Annotated in this window: 12 protein-coding genes; 2 read left to right on the top strand and 10 right to left on the bottom strand. The window is 72.3% G+C overall.

The window, feature by feature from the left end; translation table 11 throughout:
- The first annotated feature begins 260 nt into the window (after positions 1-260).
- Complete coding sequence (locus ACLQ2N_RS02755; RefSeq protein ID WP_425808588.1) at positions 261-2,063, top strand: protein kinase domain-containing protein; 1,803 nt, start codon at positions 261-263, stop codon at positions 2,061-2,063.
- A 61-nt stretch (positions 2,064-2,124) separates the two neighbouring features.
- Here the strand turns inward: ACLQ2N_RS02755 and gatB are convergent, their stop codons facing one another.
- From gatB to ACLQ2N_RS02710, 9 genes are all read right to left on the bottom strand, one after another.
- The gene (gene gatB, locus ACLQ2N_RS02750; RefSeq protein ID WP_425808586.1) at positions 2,125-3,633 is read right to left on the bottom strand and encodes an Asp-tRNA(Asn)/Glu-tRNA(Gln) amidotransferase subunit GatB; all 1,509 of its coding nucleotides are present in this window, start codon (positions 3,631-3,633) and stop codon (positions 2,125-2,127) included.
- A 15-nt stretch (positions 3,634-3,648) separates the two neighbouring features.
- Positions 3,649-3,882 carry a hypothetical protein gene (locus tag ACLQ2N_RS02745; RefSeq protein ID WP_361020034.1) on the bottom strand — a complete coding sequence of 78 codons (234 nt, stop codon included), beginning with the start codon at positions 3,880-3,882 and terminating at the stop codon, positions 3,649-3,651.
- 8 nt (positions 3,883-3,890) lie between these two features.
- Complete coding sequence (gene gatA / locus ACLQ2N_RS02740) at positions 3,891-5,393, bottom strand: Asp-tRNA(Asn)/Glu-tRNA(Gln) amidotransferase subunit GatA (protein ID WP_425808584.1); 1,503 nt, start codon at positions 5,391-5,393, stop codon at positions 3,891-3,893.
- Between the two features lie 5 nt (positions 5,394-5,398).
- The gene (gatC, locus tag ACLQ2N_RS02735) at positions 5,399-5,695 is read right to left on the bottom strand and encodes an Asp-tRNA(Asn)/Glu-tRNA(Gln) amidotransferase subunit GatC (protein ID WP_425808582.1); all 297 of its coding nucleotides are present in this window, start codon (positions 5,693-5,695) and stop codon (positions 5,399-5,401) included.
- 141 nt (positions 5,696-5,836) lie between these two features.
- Positions 5,837-8,011 (bottom strand): putative bifunctional diguanylate cyclase/phosphodiesterase, encoded by a 2,175-nt coding sequence (locus ACLQ2N_RS02730; protein WP_425808580.1) that lies wholly within the window; start codon positions 8,009-8,011, stop codon positions 5,837-5,839.
- Between the two features lie 229 nt (positions 8,012-8,240).
- On the bottom strand, positions 8,241-10,457 hold the full coding sequence (ligA, locus tag ACLQ2N_RS02725; RefSeq protein ID WP_425808578.1) for an NAD-dependent DNA ligase LigA: 2,217 nt from the start codon (positions 10,455-10,457) through the stop codon (positions 8,241-8,243).
- Between the two features lie 30 nt (positions 10,458-10,487).
- Positions 10,488-11,513 (bottom strand): methionine synthase, encoded by a 1,026-nt coding sequence (locus ACLQ2N_RS02720; protein WP_425808576.1) that lies wholly within the window; start codon positions 11,511-11,513, stop codon positions 10,488-10,490.
- A gap of 44 nt (positions 11,514-11,557) precedes the next feature.
- On the bottom strand, positions 11,558-12,247 hold the full coding sequence (locus ACLQ2N_RS02715) for an SDR family oxidoreductase (RefSeq protein WP_425808574.1): 690 nt from the start codon (positions 12,245-12,247) through the stop codon (positions 11,558-11,560).
- A 43-nt stretch (positions 12,248-12,290) separates the two neighbouring features.
- Positions 12,291-12,830 (bottom strand): TIGR00730 family Rossman fold protein, encoded by a 540-nt coding sequence (locus ACLQ2N_RS02710; RefSeq protein WP_425808573.1) that lies wholly within the window; start codon positions 12,828-12,830, stop codon positions 12,291-12,293.
- Positions 12,831-12,907: 77 nt separating this feature from the next.
- Between ACLQ2N_RS02710 and ACLQ2N_RS02705 the strand changes: the two genes are divergently transcribed.
- Positions 12,908-13,243 carry a DUF427 domain-containing protein gene (locus tag ACLQ2N_RS02705; protein WP_425808572.1) on the top strand — a complete coding sequence of 112 codons (336 nt, stop codon included), beginning with the start codon at positions 12,908-12,910 and terminating at the stop codon, positions 13,241-13,243.
- 149 nt (positions 13,244-13,392) lie between these two features.
- Here ACLQ2N_RS02705 and mnmA read toward each other — a convergent pair whose 3' ends face one another.
- A complete protein-coding gene (gene mnmA / locus ACLQ2N_RS02700; protein ID WP_425808571.1) occupies positions 13,393-14,523 on the bottom strand; it encodes a tRNA 2-thiouridine(34) synthase MnmA in 1,131 nt (376 codons plus the stop codon).
- Between the last annotated feature and the right edge of the window lie 17 nt (positions 14,524-14,540).

Raw genomic sequence — 14,540 nt, 5'->3', positions numbered from 1 at the left:
GTGGTCTTCCCGGGACCGGCGGAAGCCGCCCGCGGGAGAACGCATGACCTGAGAACGGCCACTCTTGCAGCCATTCGAGATCATTTGCCCCATTCGTGGGGAGGGTCACAGCGGGCACATCCCCTTATGGGCGACATGAGCACCGCCGTTCGCCGGACCCGCTACGGAACCACACCCACACCGTCACGCGCCGCGGACCGCGCTCCCCGGACCGGCGCGGCTACCTTATGAACCGTCAACTACCGTCTCTGGGGGGATTCTTGACCAGCGCCGCACATCACATCGGACCGGATTCCGCACCCGACCGGTACCGCCTGCTCAATTCCATCGGCAGGGGCGGCGAGGCCGTCCTCTACCGGGCGGAGATCGAGCTGGAAGGTGCACCCGAGACCGTGGTCGTGAAGGTACTCGACTCCAGGACCACGATCACCGTCGAGCAGTTCCAGCGCCTCAGCACGAAGTGGCGCGAACAGGCCGAGTTACTGCGCTTTGTGAGCCGGCCGGGGGTCGTCGGCGTCCGGGAGCACTTCGAGGGGCCCCCGATCCACGGTGCCGGCAACGCCTCGACGGCCGCCGGGCGCGCCCTGGTCCTGGTCATGAACCACGTGGACGGGCTCGATCTGCGGGACTGGCGCGTCGAGCGGACCCTCGCCACCCACGCCGAGCGGCGCGAGGTGCTGCGGGCCCTGGAGCAGATCGCGGACGTGCTGGACTGGCTGCACAGCGGCCGGGCCACCCCGTCCGGCCGTACGGTCGTCCACGGCGACCTCTCCCCCGGCAACGTCATGGTCGACGCGTACGGCCAGGCCACGCTGGTGGACTTCGGGCTGAGCAAGCTCACCGCGGACCACCGGACGGCCGAGGTCTGGTTCACCCCCGGCTACGCCGCCCCGGAGGTCTTCGAGGGCAAGCGGACCCCGGGCACCGACCGGTACGCGTTCGGCGCGATCGCCTACTTCCTGATCAGCGGCCAGGCCCCGCCCGGCACGCCCGAGCAGCTGCGCGCCGCGCTGAGTGCCCTGCCGCAGGTGGCCGCGGCCGCCCCGGAACGCCGCGAGCGCATTCTCGCCGTCTGCGCGGCCGAACCGGAACAGCGGCCGGAGAGCCTGTCCTCCTGGATGAGGGACCTGCGCTCGGCGGTGGTGTCGACCACGGTCACCGGCGTCTCGTCGGCGGAGTCCGTACGGGACGCCCTGCCGGCGGCCGTACCGCCGCCTCCGGTGGACCCGCCCGGCTTCCCGCCGCCGATCACCGCGTCCCACGACCCCGGGGTGCCGACGCCCACCACGGTCAACCCGGGCCCGCCGACCGCCGCGTACACCGGCGAGCCGTTCCCGGGGCCGGGCGCCTTCGGTCCGCCCCCCTTCCCGGCCCCGGCCCCCGCTCCGGCCCCGCCGCCGAAGAAGCCGGGCCGGCTGCTGCGGATCGCTCTTCCCACGGTCGCCGTGGTGGTGCTCGCCGTGCTGGGCGCATGGGGCCTCCAGGCCCTGAACGACGACGACAAGGCGAAGGCGAGTGGCGGCGCCTCCCCGGAGTCCTCCGCCCCGAAGACCCCGCCCACGACGGAGGAGGAGACGCCCGGAGCCGAGACGCCCGTCGCAGGGGAGCCTGGCGCGGACGACGGCGCCCCCGGCTCCGAGTCCCCCGAGGCGACGGACCCGGGCTCGGTGGACGCCGCCTCGGAGGTCTCGCTGACGACTATGAACACCGTGGCCGAGCCCCAGCTCTTCGCGGTTGGCTCGGCGAAGGTCAACACGCAGGTGTACGACGACGCCTACGTGGCCACCCCGGAGTGCAACACGGGGCCGTACATGGAGTTCGACCTCGATCGGGCGTGGACGACCTTCGACGTCACCGCCGGGATCGATGACCACTCCAACTACGAGTCGGGGCGCCTGACCGTCAAGGTGGACGACAAGACCCTGTGGGTGGGCACGATCGTCCTGGGTGAACCCCAGAAGCTGTCGCTGAAGGTGGAGAACGCCCTGCGGCTGCGCATCAGCATCGACGAGAACTGCTACGGCGCCGTCATGGCCCTGGGCTCCCCCGTGCTGAAGCGCTGAACGCACGCCAACAGCGGTGCACCCGTCCCCGGGCGCACCGCTGTTGGCGTGAGGAAACGCGTCAGCCCTCGACGCCGAGCTTCTCCAGGATCAGCTCCCGGACCCGGGCCGCGTCCGCCTGGCCGCGGGTCGCCTTCATGACCGCGCCGACCAGCGCGCCGGCCGCCGCGACCTTGCCGCCGCGGATCTTGTCCGCGATGGCGGCGTTGCCCGCGATGGCCTCGTCCACGGCGGTGGACAGCGCGCCCTCGTCGGAGACGACCTTCAGGCCGCGCTTCTCGACCACGGTGTCCGGGTCGCCCTCGCCGGCGAGCACGCCCTCCAGGACCTGGCGGGCCAGCTTGTCGTTGAGGTCGCCCGCGGCGACGAGCTCGGCGACCCGGGCGACCTGCGCCGGGGTGACGGGCAGCTCGTCCAGGCCGCGGCCGGTCTCGTTGGCGTTACGGGCCAGCTCGCCCATCCACCACTTCCGGGCCTGGTCCGAGGGGGCGCCCGCCTCGATCGTGGCGACGATCAGGTCGACCGCGCCCGCGTTGAGGATGGACTGCATGTCGTGCTCGGAGACGCCCCACTCCTCCTTGAGCCGGGCGCGGCGGACCCGCGGCAGCTCCGGGAGGCCGCCCCGCAGTTCCTCGACCCACTCCCGGGCCGGGGCGACCGGCACGAGGTCGGGCTCGGGGAAGTAGCGGTAGTCCTCGGCGTTGTCCTTGATGCGGCCGGCCGTGGTGGAGCCGTCCTCCTCGTGGAAGTGCCGGGTCTCCTGCACGATCGTGCCGCCGGAGTTCAGCACCGCGGCGTGGCGCTGGATCTCGAAGCGGGCGGCGCGCTCGACGGAACGCAGTGAGTTCACGTTCTTCGTCTCGGAGCGCGTACCGAAGGTCTCGGTGCCGTGCGGGCGCAGCGACAGGTTGACGTCGCAGCGCATCTGGCCCATCTCCATGCGGGCCTCGGAGACGCCGAGCGCCTTGATGAGCTCGCGGAGCTCGGCGACGTACGCCCGGGCGACCTCGGGGGCGCGTGCGCCCGCTCCCTCGATCGGCTTGGTGACGATCTCGATGAGCGGGATGCCCGCGCGGTTGTAGTCGAGCAGGGAGTGGGACGCGCCGTGGATACGGCCGGTGGCGCCGCCGACGTGCGTCGACTTGCCGGTGTCCTCCTCCATGTGGGCGCGTTCGATCTGCACCCGGAAGACCTCGCCGTCCTCCAGCTGGACGTCCAGATAGCCGTTGAAGGCGATCGGCTCGTCGTACTGGGAGGTCTGGAAGTTCTTCGGCATGTCCGGATAGAAGTAGTTCTTCCGGGCGAAGCGGCACCACTCGGCGATCTCGCAGTTCAGCGCGAGGCCGATCTTGATCGCGGACTCCACGCCGATCTCGTTGACGACCGGCAGCGCGCCGGGCAGCCCGAGGCAGACGGGGCAGGTCTGCGTGTTGGCGTCCTGCCCCAGCTCGGTGGAGCAGCCGCAGAACATCTTCGTCTTGGTGCCGAGCTCCACATGGACCTCAAGGCCCATGACGGGGTCGTACGTCGCGAGGGCGTCCTCGTACGACTCCAGGTCGATGACAGTCACGGAAAACTTTCCCTCTCAGCCCAGCAGTACGTCGTCGTCGCCGAGACGCTTCAGTTCGCGATAGAGGATCGCGAGGCCGGTCACGATCGCCGCGGCGGACACGGCGGCGTCGATGAGGCGCAGCGTGTCGTTGTCCGAGCGGGCCAGCTTCGCCTGCTTGGCGACGCTGAGCGCACCGAAGGCGGTGGTGCCCATCGACACGTACAGCCCGGTCTTCGACTTCTTGAAGTTCTTGGCCTTCTTGGTCATGGCGGCGCTCATAGCGAAGGAGCCTCCTCGATCAGCGGGTGTCCCCACTTTTCCACGAAAGCGGCCTCGACGGCGGCTCCGACCTTGTACAGCCGGTCGTCCTTCATCGCGGGGGCGATGATCTGGAGCCCGACGGGCAGACCGTCCTCGGGGGCCAGGCCGCAGGGCAGCGACATGGCGGCGTTGCCGGCGAGGTTGGTCGGGATGGTGCACAGGTCGGCCAGGTACATCGCCATCGGGTCGTCGGCGCGCTCGCCGATCGGGAAGGCGGTGGTGGGCGTGGTCGGCGAGACGATCACATCGACCTGCTCGAACGCCTGCTCGAACTCGCGCGTGATCAGCGTACGGACCTTCTGCGCGGAGCCGTAGTACGCGTCGTAGTAGCCGGAGCTGAGCGCGTACGTGCCGAGGATGATGCGGCGCTTGACCTCGTCGCCGAAGCCGGCCTCGCGGGTGAGCGCGGTGACGTCCTCGGCGGACTTCGTGCCGTCGTCCCCGACGCGCAGGCCGTAGCGCATGGCGTCGAACCGGGCGAGGTTCGACGAGCACTCGGACGGCGCGATCAGGTAGTACGCCGAGAGCGCCAGGTCGAACGTCGGGCAGTCCAGCTCCACGACCGTGGCGCCGAGCGACTTCAGCAGCTCGACCGACTCGTTGAAGCGCTGGACGACCCCGGCCTGGTAGCCCTCGCCGGAGAACTGCTTGACGACGCCGACGCGCATGCCCTGGACCGAGCCGTTGCGCGCCGCCTCCACGACCGGCGGGACCGGCGCGTCGATCGACGTCGAGTCCATCGGGTCGTGCCCGGCGATCGCCTCGTGCAGCAGCGCCGCGTCCAGGACCGTACGGGCGCAGGGGCCGCCCTGGTCGAGGGAGGAGGAGAAGGCGACCATGCCGTAGCGGGAGACCCCGCCGTAGGTGGGCTTGACGCCGACCGTGCCGGTGACGGCGGCGGGCTGGCGGATGGAGCCGCCGGTGTCCGTGCCGATGGCGAGCGGGGCCTCGTACGCGGCGAGGGCGGCGGAGGAACCGCCGCCGGAGCCGCCGGGGATGCGGGTGAGGTCCCAGGGGTTGCCGGTGGGGCCGTAGGCGCTGTTCTCGGTGGAGGACCCCATGGCGAACTCGTCCATGTTGGTCTTGCCGAGGATGACGACGTCGGCCGCCTTCAGCTTCTGCGTGAGGGTCGCGTCGTACGGCGGGACCCAGCCTTCGAGGATCTTCGAGCCGACGGTGGTCGGCATGTCCTTCGTGGTGAAGATGTCCTTGAGCGCGAGCGGGACGCCGGCCAGCGGGCCCAGCTTCTCGCCGGCCGCCTTCTTGGCGTCCACGGCGCGGGCCTGGGCGAGCGCGCCCTCGCGGTCGACGTGCAGGAAGGCGTGCACCTTCTCGTCCACGGCGTCGATCCGCGCGAGGTGGGCCTCGGTGACCTGGACGGCGGTGAGCTCGCCGGAGGCGATCTTCGCGGCGATCTCGGCCGCGGTGAGCTTGATGATGCTGCTGATGTCGGTCATGGCAGTCAGTCCTCCCCCAGGATCTGCGGCACCTTGAAACGCTGCTGCTCCTGGGCCGGGGCGCCGGAGAGCGCCTGCTCGGGGGTGAAGGACGGACGGACGACGTCCGCCCGCATGACGTTCGTCAGCGGCAGCGGGTGGGAGGTCGGCGGTACGTCTTGGTCGGCGACCTCGGAGACGCGGGCGACCGCGCCGATGATGTCGTCGAGCTGTCCGGCGAAGTGATCGAGCTCTTCGCCCTTCAGCTCCAGACGCGCCAGCCGGGCGAGGTGGGCGACCTCCTCGCGCGTGATGCCAGGCATGCAGCGATCCTCAGGGGTTGGTGTGTGGTTGGCCGGGGGCCGGCGGCACGTGTCCACCGTCCGTCCGAAGCGGCGGCAGGTGAAAATGTGCCGCCGGCCCCCAATCCTATGGGGTCGGCCACACACCTGAGGACAGGGTTTCTACGTCGTCGCCGGGCGCGGGCCCGCCGTGCGGCCCGAGGGGCGCTGTTCCAGCTCGGCCGCCGGGGCCGCCGCGGGCGCCGCGGCGGACGCCGGGGCCGCCCCCGCCGCCGCGGCCAGCTCGGCCGGGCGGCGCCAGCCGTGCTCGCCCCGCGCCCGCAGCCAGGCGGTGGTCTCCTGGGGCGGCATCGCGGCCGCCACCAGCCAGCCCTGGACCGCGTCGCACCGCAGGTCCCGCAGCCGTTCCCAGGTCTCGTCGTCCTCGACGCCCTCGGCCACGACCAGCAGGCCGAGCGAGTGGGCCAGGTCGATGGTGCAGCGGACGATCTCGGCGTCCTCGTGGTCGATGGCGAGCCGGGCCACGAAGGAGCGGTCGATCTTCAGCTCGCTGACCGGCAGCCGGCGCAGATGGACCAGTGAGGAGTACCCGGTGCCGAAATCGTCCAGGGACATCTTCACGCCGTGCCCGGTCAGCCCGGCGAGCGTGTCCGCCGCCCGCTGCGGGTCCTCCAGGAGCACGTGTTCCGTTATCTCCAGCTGGAGCGCGCCCGCCGGGACGCCGTGCCGGGCGAGCCGGGCCGCGACGCCGCCGGCGAACCCGGGGGTGTGCACATCGCGGGGCGACACGTTGACCGCGACCGGCACGAAGAGGCCCTGGGCCCGCCACCGGGCGACCTGGGCGAGCGCCGTCTCCAGGACGTACTCGGTGAGGTGCGGCATCAGCCCGGACGACTCCGCGATGGCGATGAACTCGTCCGGGGGCACTCTTCCGCGCTCCGGGTGCACCCAGCGCACCAGGGCCTCCAGGCCGGCGACCTGCCCGTCGAAGCGGACCTTGGGCTGGTAGTGCAGCTCCACCTCGCCCGCGTCCAGCGCGCGGCGCAGGTCGCCGAGGAGGCCGAGCCGGTCCGGGGTGTTGCTGTCGCGCTTGGACTCGTACACCTCCACGCCGGTGCGGTCCCGCTTGGCCTGGTACATCGCCACGTCGGCCCGGCGCAGCAGCCCCTCCGCGTCCACCGCGTGGTCCGGGAAGACGGCGACTCCCGCGCTGGCCTCCAGGACCAGGGTCAGCCCATCCAGGTCCAGCGGGGACGACAGCTCGGCGACCAGGTGGCGGGCGACGCGCTGGGCGCTGGTGGTGGAGTCGGCGGCGGGCAGCAGGACCGCGAACTCGTCGCCGCCCAGCCGGGCCGCCTCCGCGCCGCGCGGAAGGGCGAGCCGGAGCCGCTCCGCGATCTGGAGCAGCAGCCGGTCGCCGGCCAGGTGGCCGAGGGTGTCGTTGACGGCCCGGAAGCGGTCCAGGTCGATCAGGACCAGGGCGGCCCGGCTGCCGACGCCCTCCGCCTCCTCCAGCGCGGTCCAGGTCCGCTCCAGCAGCCACTGGCGGTTGGGCAGCCCGGTCAGCGGGTCCTTCAGCTGCTCCTCGGCCCGGGCGCGGGCGATCCACAGCGTGGAGTCGAGCGCGATCAGCGGTACGGCGAAGAGCGGCAGCAGGACCGGCCGGGCCATCGCGACGACGCAGATCAGCGGGGCGATGCCGAGCAGGGCGACCGCGACGAGGCCCTGGCGCAGCATCGCGGTGCGGGCGACGGTGGGCAGGCCGCCGCCGGGCTGGGCCCGCGAGTACCACAGCAGGACCCGGGTGACGAGCAGATAGGTGGAGGCGGCGAGCAGGACTTCCGGGACGGCTTCGATGCCCCAGTCGAGTGGCCGCCAGGGCGTCTCGACGGACTGCACCTCGCCGAACGCGGCGAGCACCAGGGCCGCCGCGCCGACCCCGAGGATGTCCACGGCACCGTGCAGCAGCCCCTGCCACCAGCGGTGTCTTCGGGCGACGCCGACGAGGACGACCACGACGAGGCTGACCAGACCGGCGGGCACCCAGCCGTACAGCAGCAGGACGGCCAGGGTGAGGGCGGCGCCGGAGCCGGTGCCGCCCCACCAGCGGTCGCGGCCGAGCGCGACGAGATGGCCGACGACGATTCCGGTGAGGACGGCCAGCGACCAGCCGGCCCGGCCGTCCGGGAAGAGGGCGCGCCCCTGGCTGAGGGCGTGGGAGAAGCCGGTCGCCAGCTGGACCGTGGCAAGGGCCAGCACGACGGCGCCCACTTTGGGCGCGGGCCCTGAGAAACCTTGCAGCCGCGCCACCGGTGCGGCGCTCTCGGTCGGTCTCATTCCGTCCCTCTCACAGCCGGCGATGCCGATGCCACCCGACGAATGCGTTCCGTGCCAGGACGCGCCCCGGCCCGCCCGGTGGCCAGGTTCGAGGGCGCGTCTGACCACAGTAGGCCGCGGAGGGCTGCTAGGGGCAGCCGTCTACCGCTCTTGCCCGAATGCGAACCGACTATCCGTCAGCATCTGGTATGCGCCGATCGGGTGAGGTCGACCGAGCGTCGGCGGCCGTTCACTCTCCGGATGCGCCACCCTCCTGCGGCGCCGGTCCCCCGGCGGGGACCGCTGCCTCGCGGGCCGCGTCCGGGCCCTCGGTGAGCAGGACGGCGAAGCCGGTCTCGTCCAGGACAGGGACCTTCAGCTGGACCGCTTTGTCGTACTTGGAGCCGGGGTTGTCCCCGACGACGACGAAGGCGGTCTTCTTGGAAACGGAACCGGTGACCTTCGCGCCCCTGCTCTGCAGGGCTTCTTTCGCGCCGTCCCTGGTGTGCCCGGTCAGCGTGCCCGTGACGACGACGGTGAGTCCTTCGAGGGGGCGGGGGCCCTCGTCCTCGCCGGCCCCTTCGTCCTCCATCCGGACGCCGGCCGCGCGCCACTTGCGCAGGATCTCGCGGTGCCAGTCCTCGGCCAGCCACTGCTTGACCGAGGCCGCGATGATCGGCCCGACCCCCTCGGCGTCGATCAGCTCCTGCTCGGTGGCCTCCTCGATGCGGTCCATGGACCGGAACTGGCGGGCCAGCTCCCGGGCCGCGACCGGGCCGACATGGCGGATGGAGAGCCCGGTGAGGACGCGGGCCAGCGGGGCCTCCTTGGCCGCCGCGATGGCGTCGAGCATCGCCAGGGCGTTCTTCTTGGGCTCGCCCTGCTGGTTGGCGAAGACCCGGGCGATCTTCTCCTCGCCGGTCTTCGGGTCGCGCTTGGGCAGCCCGCTGTCCGGGTCGAGGACGTAGGCCCGGATCGGCAGCAGTTCGTCCATGGTCAGGCCGAAGAGGTCGCCCTCGTCGCGCAGCGGCGGTTCGGCGGGCTCCAGCGGTGCGGTCAGCGCGGCGGCGGCCACGTAACCGAAGTGGTCGATGTCGAGGCACTTGCGGCCGGCGAGGTAGGAGACGCGTTCGCGCAGCTGGGCGGGGCAGGAGCGGGCGTTGGGGCAGCGGACGTCGACGTCCGCCTCCTTCATGGGCTTCAGTTCCGTGCCGCACTCGGGGCAGTGGGTCGGCATGACGAACGCCCGCTCGGTGCCGTCGCGGAGGTCGGCGACCGGGCCGAGGATCTCCGGGATCACGTCGCCGGCCTTGCGCAGCACCACCGTGTCACCGATCAGGACGCCCTTCGCCCTGACCACGTTCTGGTTGTGCAGGGTGGCGAACTCGACCTCGGAGCCCGCCACCACGACCGGCTCGACCTGGGCGTACGGGGTGACCCGGCCGGTGCGGCCGACGCCGACGCGGATGTTGACCAGCTTGCTGTTGACCTCCTCCGGCGCGTACTTCCAGGCGATGGCCCAGCGCGGGGCGCGGGAGGTGGAGCCCAGGCGCCCCTGGAGCGGGATCTCGTCCAGCTTGACGACAACGCCGTCGATCTCGTGCTCCACGGAGTGCCGGTGCTCGCCGAAGTACGCGATGAACTCCCGTACGCCGTCGAGGGAGTCGACCACCTTGTTGTACTTGGCGGTGGGCAGGCCCCACTCGTGCAGCAGCTCGTAGGCGTGCGACAGGCGGTCGATGTCGAAGCCCTCGCGGGCGCCGATGCCGTGGACCACCATGTGCAGCGGGCGCGTCGCGGTGACCTTGGGGTCCTTCTGGCGCAGCGAACCGGCCGCCGCGTTACGGGGGTTGGCGAAGGGCTTGTCGTCGGCCTCCACCAGCCGGGCGTTCAGCTCCTCGAACCCCTCCATCGGGAAGAAGACCTCGCCGCGGACCTCGACGAGCGGCGGGACGCGGTCGCCCTTGAGCCGGTGCGGGATGTCCGCGATGGTGCGGACGTTGGGCGTGATGTCCTCGCCGGTGCGGCCGTCGCCCCGGGTCGCGGCGCGGGTCAGCACGCCGTGCTCGTAGGTGAGGTTGACGGCGAGGCCGTCGATCTTCAGCTCGCACAGGAAGTGGTAGCCGGGCGAGCCGACGTCCCGGGCGACGCGCTCGCCCCAGGCGGCCAGCTCCTCCTCGTCGAAGGCGTTGTCCAGGGAGAGCATCGGCTCGCGGTGCTCGACCGACGTGAACTCCGTGCGGTACGGCCCGGCGACCTTCTGGGTCGGCGAGTCCGGGGTGCGCAGCGGCGGGTGGGACTCCTCCAGTGCCTCCAGCTCCCGCAGCAGCCGGTCGAACTCGGCGTCGCTGACGACCGGCTGGTCGTTCACGTAATACCGGAAGCGGTGCTCCTCGATCTGCTCCGCGAGGAGCTTGTGCCTCTCCTGCGCCTCGACTGGCACCGCTGTCTGCTCTTCGCCGGCCATCGTCCCGTCCTCCCGTTACCCAGCGTCCCGCTACTCAGGGTTGTCCGCGAGCGATCTCGCGGCCCGGGCGCAGTGGGCGAGCGCGGCCCGCGCGTACGCGGGCGACGCACCCGCGAGACCGCACGAGGGGGTGACCGTCACGGACTCGGTGAGAGTCCCCGGATTCAGCCCCAGCCTGCGCCACAGCGTCCTGACACCCATGACGCTACCGCCCGGGTCGGACAATCGGCCCGAGGCCGGGTCGGTGCCCGGTACGACCCCGAAGAACATCCGGGTGCCGCCTTCGACGGCTTCCCCGACCGCCTCCTCCTCACGCTCGGTGAGCAGGGAGAGGTCGAAGGAGATTCCGTCCGCCCCGGCCCGGCGCAGCAGCGCGAACGGCACCTCGGGGGCGCAGGTGTGCACGAGCGTGGCGGCCTCCCCGGCCGCCGCGAGCACCTCGCGCAGGGTGGCCTCCACGACCTGGCGGTCCACGGCCCGGTACGTGCGGTAGCCGCTGGCGGTCCTGACCCGGCCGCGCAGCACGGCGGTGAGGGAGGGCTCGTCCAGCTGGAGGACGAGGTGCGCCCCGGGCATCCGGCGCCGCACCTCGGCGAGGTGGCCGCGCAGCCCCTCGGCGAGCGAGTCCGCGAGGTCGCGGCAGGCGCCCGGGTCGCCGAGGAACGCCTCGCCGCCCCGGCGTTCCAGGGCGGCGGCGAGGGTCCAGGGCCCCACGGCCTGGACCTTGAGCGGGCCCTCGTAGCCCTGGGTGAACTCCTCCAGGGCGTCCAGGTCCTCGCCCAGCCAGGACCGGGCCCGGCGGGTGTCGCGGCCGGGCCGGTCGCTGATCCGCCAGCCGCTCGGCTCGACGTGCCCGTACAGCTCGGAGAGCAGTCCGATGGTGCGGCCGATCATGTCGGCGCCGGGCCCGCGCGCCGGAAGTTCCGCCAGGTACGGCATGCCCCCGCCGTCACCGAAGGAGCCGGCGACGGTCTTGGCCGCCTCCCGGGCGTCTCCCCCGGGCATCGAACCGATCCCGGTGGCCGGGCAGTCGCTGAACACGCTGATCTCGCTCACGCGAGAAGGGTAACGACCCCGGGCGAGGTCGTAAGGCCCTGCGATCAGCGGCCGGGCCGGACGGTGAGGTCGTTGACCTCGGCGTCGCGGGGCAGGTCGAGCGCCATCAGGATGGTGGTCGCGACGGACTCCGGGTCGATCCAGCGGGCGGGGTCGTACTCCTTGCCCTCCTGCCGGTGGACCTTCTCCTGCATGGGGCTGGCGGTGCGGCCCGGGTAGACGGTGGTGACGCGGACGCCGTTGCCGTGCTCCTCGTGGCGCAGTGAGTCCGCGAGCGCCTTCAGGCCGTGCTTGCTCGCGGCGTACGCGCTCCACTCGGGGCTGGCGGAGAGCCCGGCCCCGGAGTTGACGAACAGGACGTGGCCCTGGGCGACGCGCAGCTGGGGCAGCGTGAGCCGGGTCAGCTCGGCGGGGGCGACGAGGTTGGCGTTGAGCTGGTAGTGCCACGCCTTGGGGGTCAGCTCGCCGACCGGGCCGAGCTCGACCACGCCCGCGATGTGCAGCAGCGAGTCGAGCCGTTCCGGCACGCTCTGCTGGGCGAGGGCCCAGGAGAGCCGGTCCGGGTTGGACAGGTCGCCGACGAGGGTGCGGGCGCCGGGGTGGAGCGCGGCGAGCTCCTTGGCGCGGCCCGCGTCGCGGGCCAGCAGGACGAGGTCGTCGCCGCGCCCGGTGAGGCGCCGGGCGACCGCTGCGCCGATGCCGGAGCCGGCACCGGTGATGAGGTGAGTGGACATGGCCCCCATCGTCGCATCCGCCGCCCGGGCCCCGTGCGCCACATCACCGCAGGCCGGCCGACTCCTCCAGGTAGGCCAGGGCGCCGACGCCGTCCTCCGCGAAGAAGACCAGCTCGGTCAGCGGGAGCGGCAGGAATCCCTCGTCCTCCATGCGCTGGAACTGCTCGCGCAGGCCGTCGTAGAAGCCGGCGGTGTTGAGCAGGACGACCGGCTTGGTGTGCTTGCCGTGCTTCTTCAGCTCCAGGATCTCGGTCGCCTCGTCCAGCGTCCCGGTGCCGCCGACCATGATCACGATCGCGTCGGACTTCGCGAGCAGGAGCGCCTTGCGCTCGGCGAGGTCGCGGGCGACGACCATCTCGTCCGCGTTGGTACGCGCCTTGGCCGCCAGGAAGTCCACGGAGACCCCGACCAGCTTCCCGCCCGCCTCCTGGACGCCGTCCGCGACGACTTTCATCAGGCCGCTCTCGGAGCCGCCCCAGACCAGGGTGTGCCCGCCGCGCCCCAGCAGCTCGGCGAATTCGCGGGCGGGCACGGTGTAGCGGTCGGGGAGGTCGGCGGCGGAGAGGAAGACGCAGATGTTCATGGCTGCCACGGTACGGCCCGCCGCTCGCGGGCCCGTGGCCGGGGAAGAATCCCGCGCCCGGAGCGGCTGTGAGAGGTATGACTGCCACCCGAGGACACCGCATCACCGTCGAGCCCGGCACGGAGCACGTGCGCGTGGTTCGCGACGGGCTGCTGCTCGCCGAGAGCCGCCGCCCGCTCGTCCTGCGCGAGACCGGCTGCCCGGTCCGCTACTACCTGCCGCCCGAGGACGTCCGCACGGAGCTGCTGACGCCGTCGGAGACCCGCACCTACTGCCCGTTCAAGGGGGACGCGTCCTACTGGTCGCTGCCCGGGGCGGCGGATCTGGTCTGGGTGTACGAGGAGCCGAAGGCCGGGGTCGAGGCGATCAAGGACCACTTCTGCTTCTACGACACGGAGCTGGTCGCGCGCTGACCCGGCAGAGGACCACGGCCGCCGGGATGCGGCGGGAGCCGGTGTGGCGGACCCTGAAATCCGTGGTGCACACCTCCTGAGCGCCCCGCGCGGCCACGCCCGTACTGGGGTCGGGCGTTGCCGTGCGGGGCTTGCGCGGCGGCCGGGATTCAGCCCGCCGCCGCGCGCTCCCGGCGCACCGTCGTCGCGATCGTCGCGGAGCCGACCACGCGGGTGCCGTCGTACAGGACGACCGCCTGGCCGGGGGCCACGCCCCGGACCGGCTCGGTGAACGTGACGTGCAGGGTGCCGTCGGTCAGCTCGGCGGTCACCTCGGTCTCGCCGCCGTGGGCGCGCAGCTGCGCGGTGTACGTGCCCGGGCCCGAGGGCGGGGTGCCGCACCAGCGGGGCTTGATCGCGGTGAGCGCGGTGACGTCCAGAGCCTCGGCGGGGCCGACGGTCACCGTGTTGTTCACCGGGGAGATGTCCAGGACGTAGCGGGGCTTGCCGTCGGGGGCCGGGTGGCCGATGCGCAGGCCCTTGCGCTGGCCGATGGTGAAGCCGAACGCGCCCTCGTGGGTGCCCAGCTTCGTACCGGACTCGTCGAGGATGTCGCCCTCCGCCCTGCCGCCGAGACGGTCCGCGAGGAAGCCCTGGGTGTCGCCGTCCGCGATGAAGCAGATGTCGTGGCTGTCGGGCTTCTTGGCGACCGCGAGGCCCCGGCGCTCGGCCTCGGCGCGGATCTCGTCCTTGGTGGTCAGGGTGTCGCCGAGCGGGAACATCGCGTGGGCGAGCTGGCGCTCGTCCAGGACGCCGAGCACATAGCTCTGGTCCTTGGCCATGTCCGAGGCGCGGTGCAGCTCCCGGTTGCCGTCCGCGCCGGTGACGACCGTGGCGTAGTGACCGGTGCACACCGCGTCGAAGCCGAGCGCGAGGGCCTTGTCGAGGAGCGCGGCGAACTTGATCTTCTCGTTGCAGCGCAGGCACGGGTTGGGGGTGCGCCCCGCCTCGTACTCGGCGACGAAGTCCTCCACGACGTCCTCGCGGAAGCGTTCCGCCAGGTCCCAGACGTAGAAGGGGATGCCGATGACGTCCGCGGCGCGGCGGGCGTCGCGGGAGTCCTCGATGGTGCAACAGCCCCGGGCGCCGGTCCGGAAGGACTGCGGGTTCGCGGAGAGGGCGAGGTGCACACCGGTCACGTCGTGGCCCGCCTCGGCGGCGCGGGCCGCGGCGACGGCGGAGTCGACACCGCCCGACATGGCGGCGAGCACGCGGAGGGGGCGCTGGGGAGTCTCAGTCATAGCTCCACCAGGGTACG

The sequence above is a fragment of the Streptomyces sp. DT224 genome (assembly GCF_049844595.1).
Lineage (GTDB): Bacteria > Actinomycetota > Actinomycetes > Streptomycetales > Streptomycetaceae > Streptomyces.
Note: the sequence above shows the minus strand (reverse complement) of the source record. Positions and strands in the feature narration are given on the sequence as shown.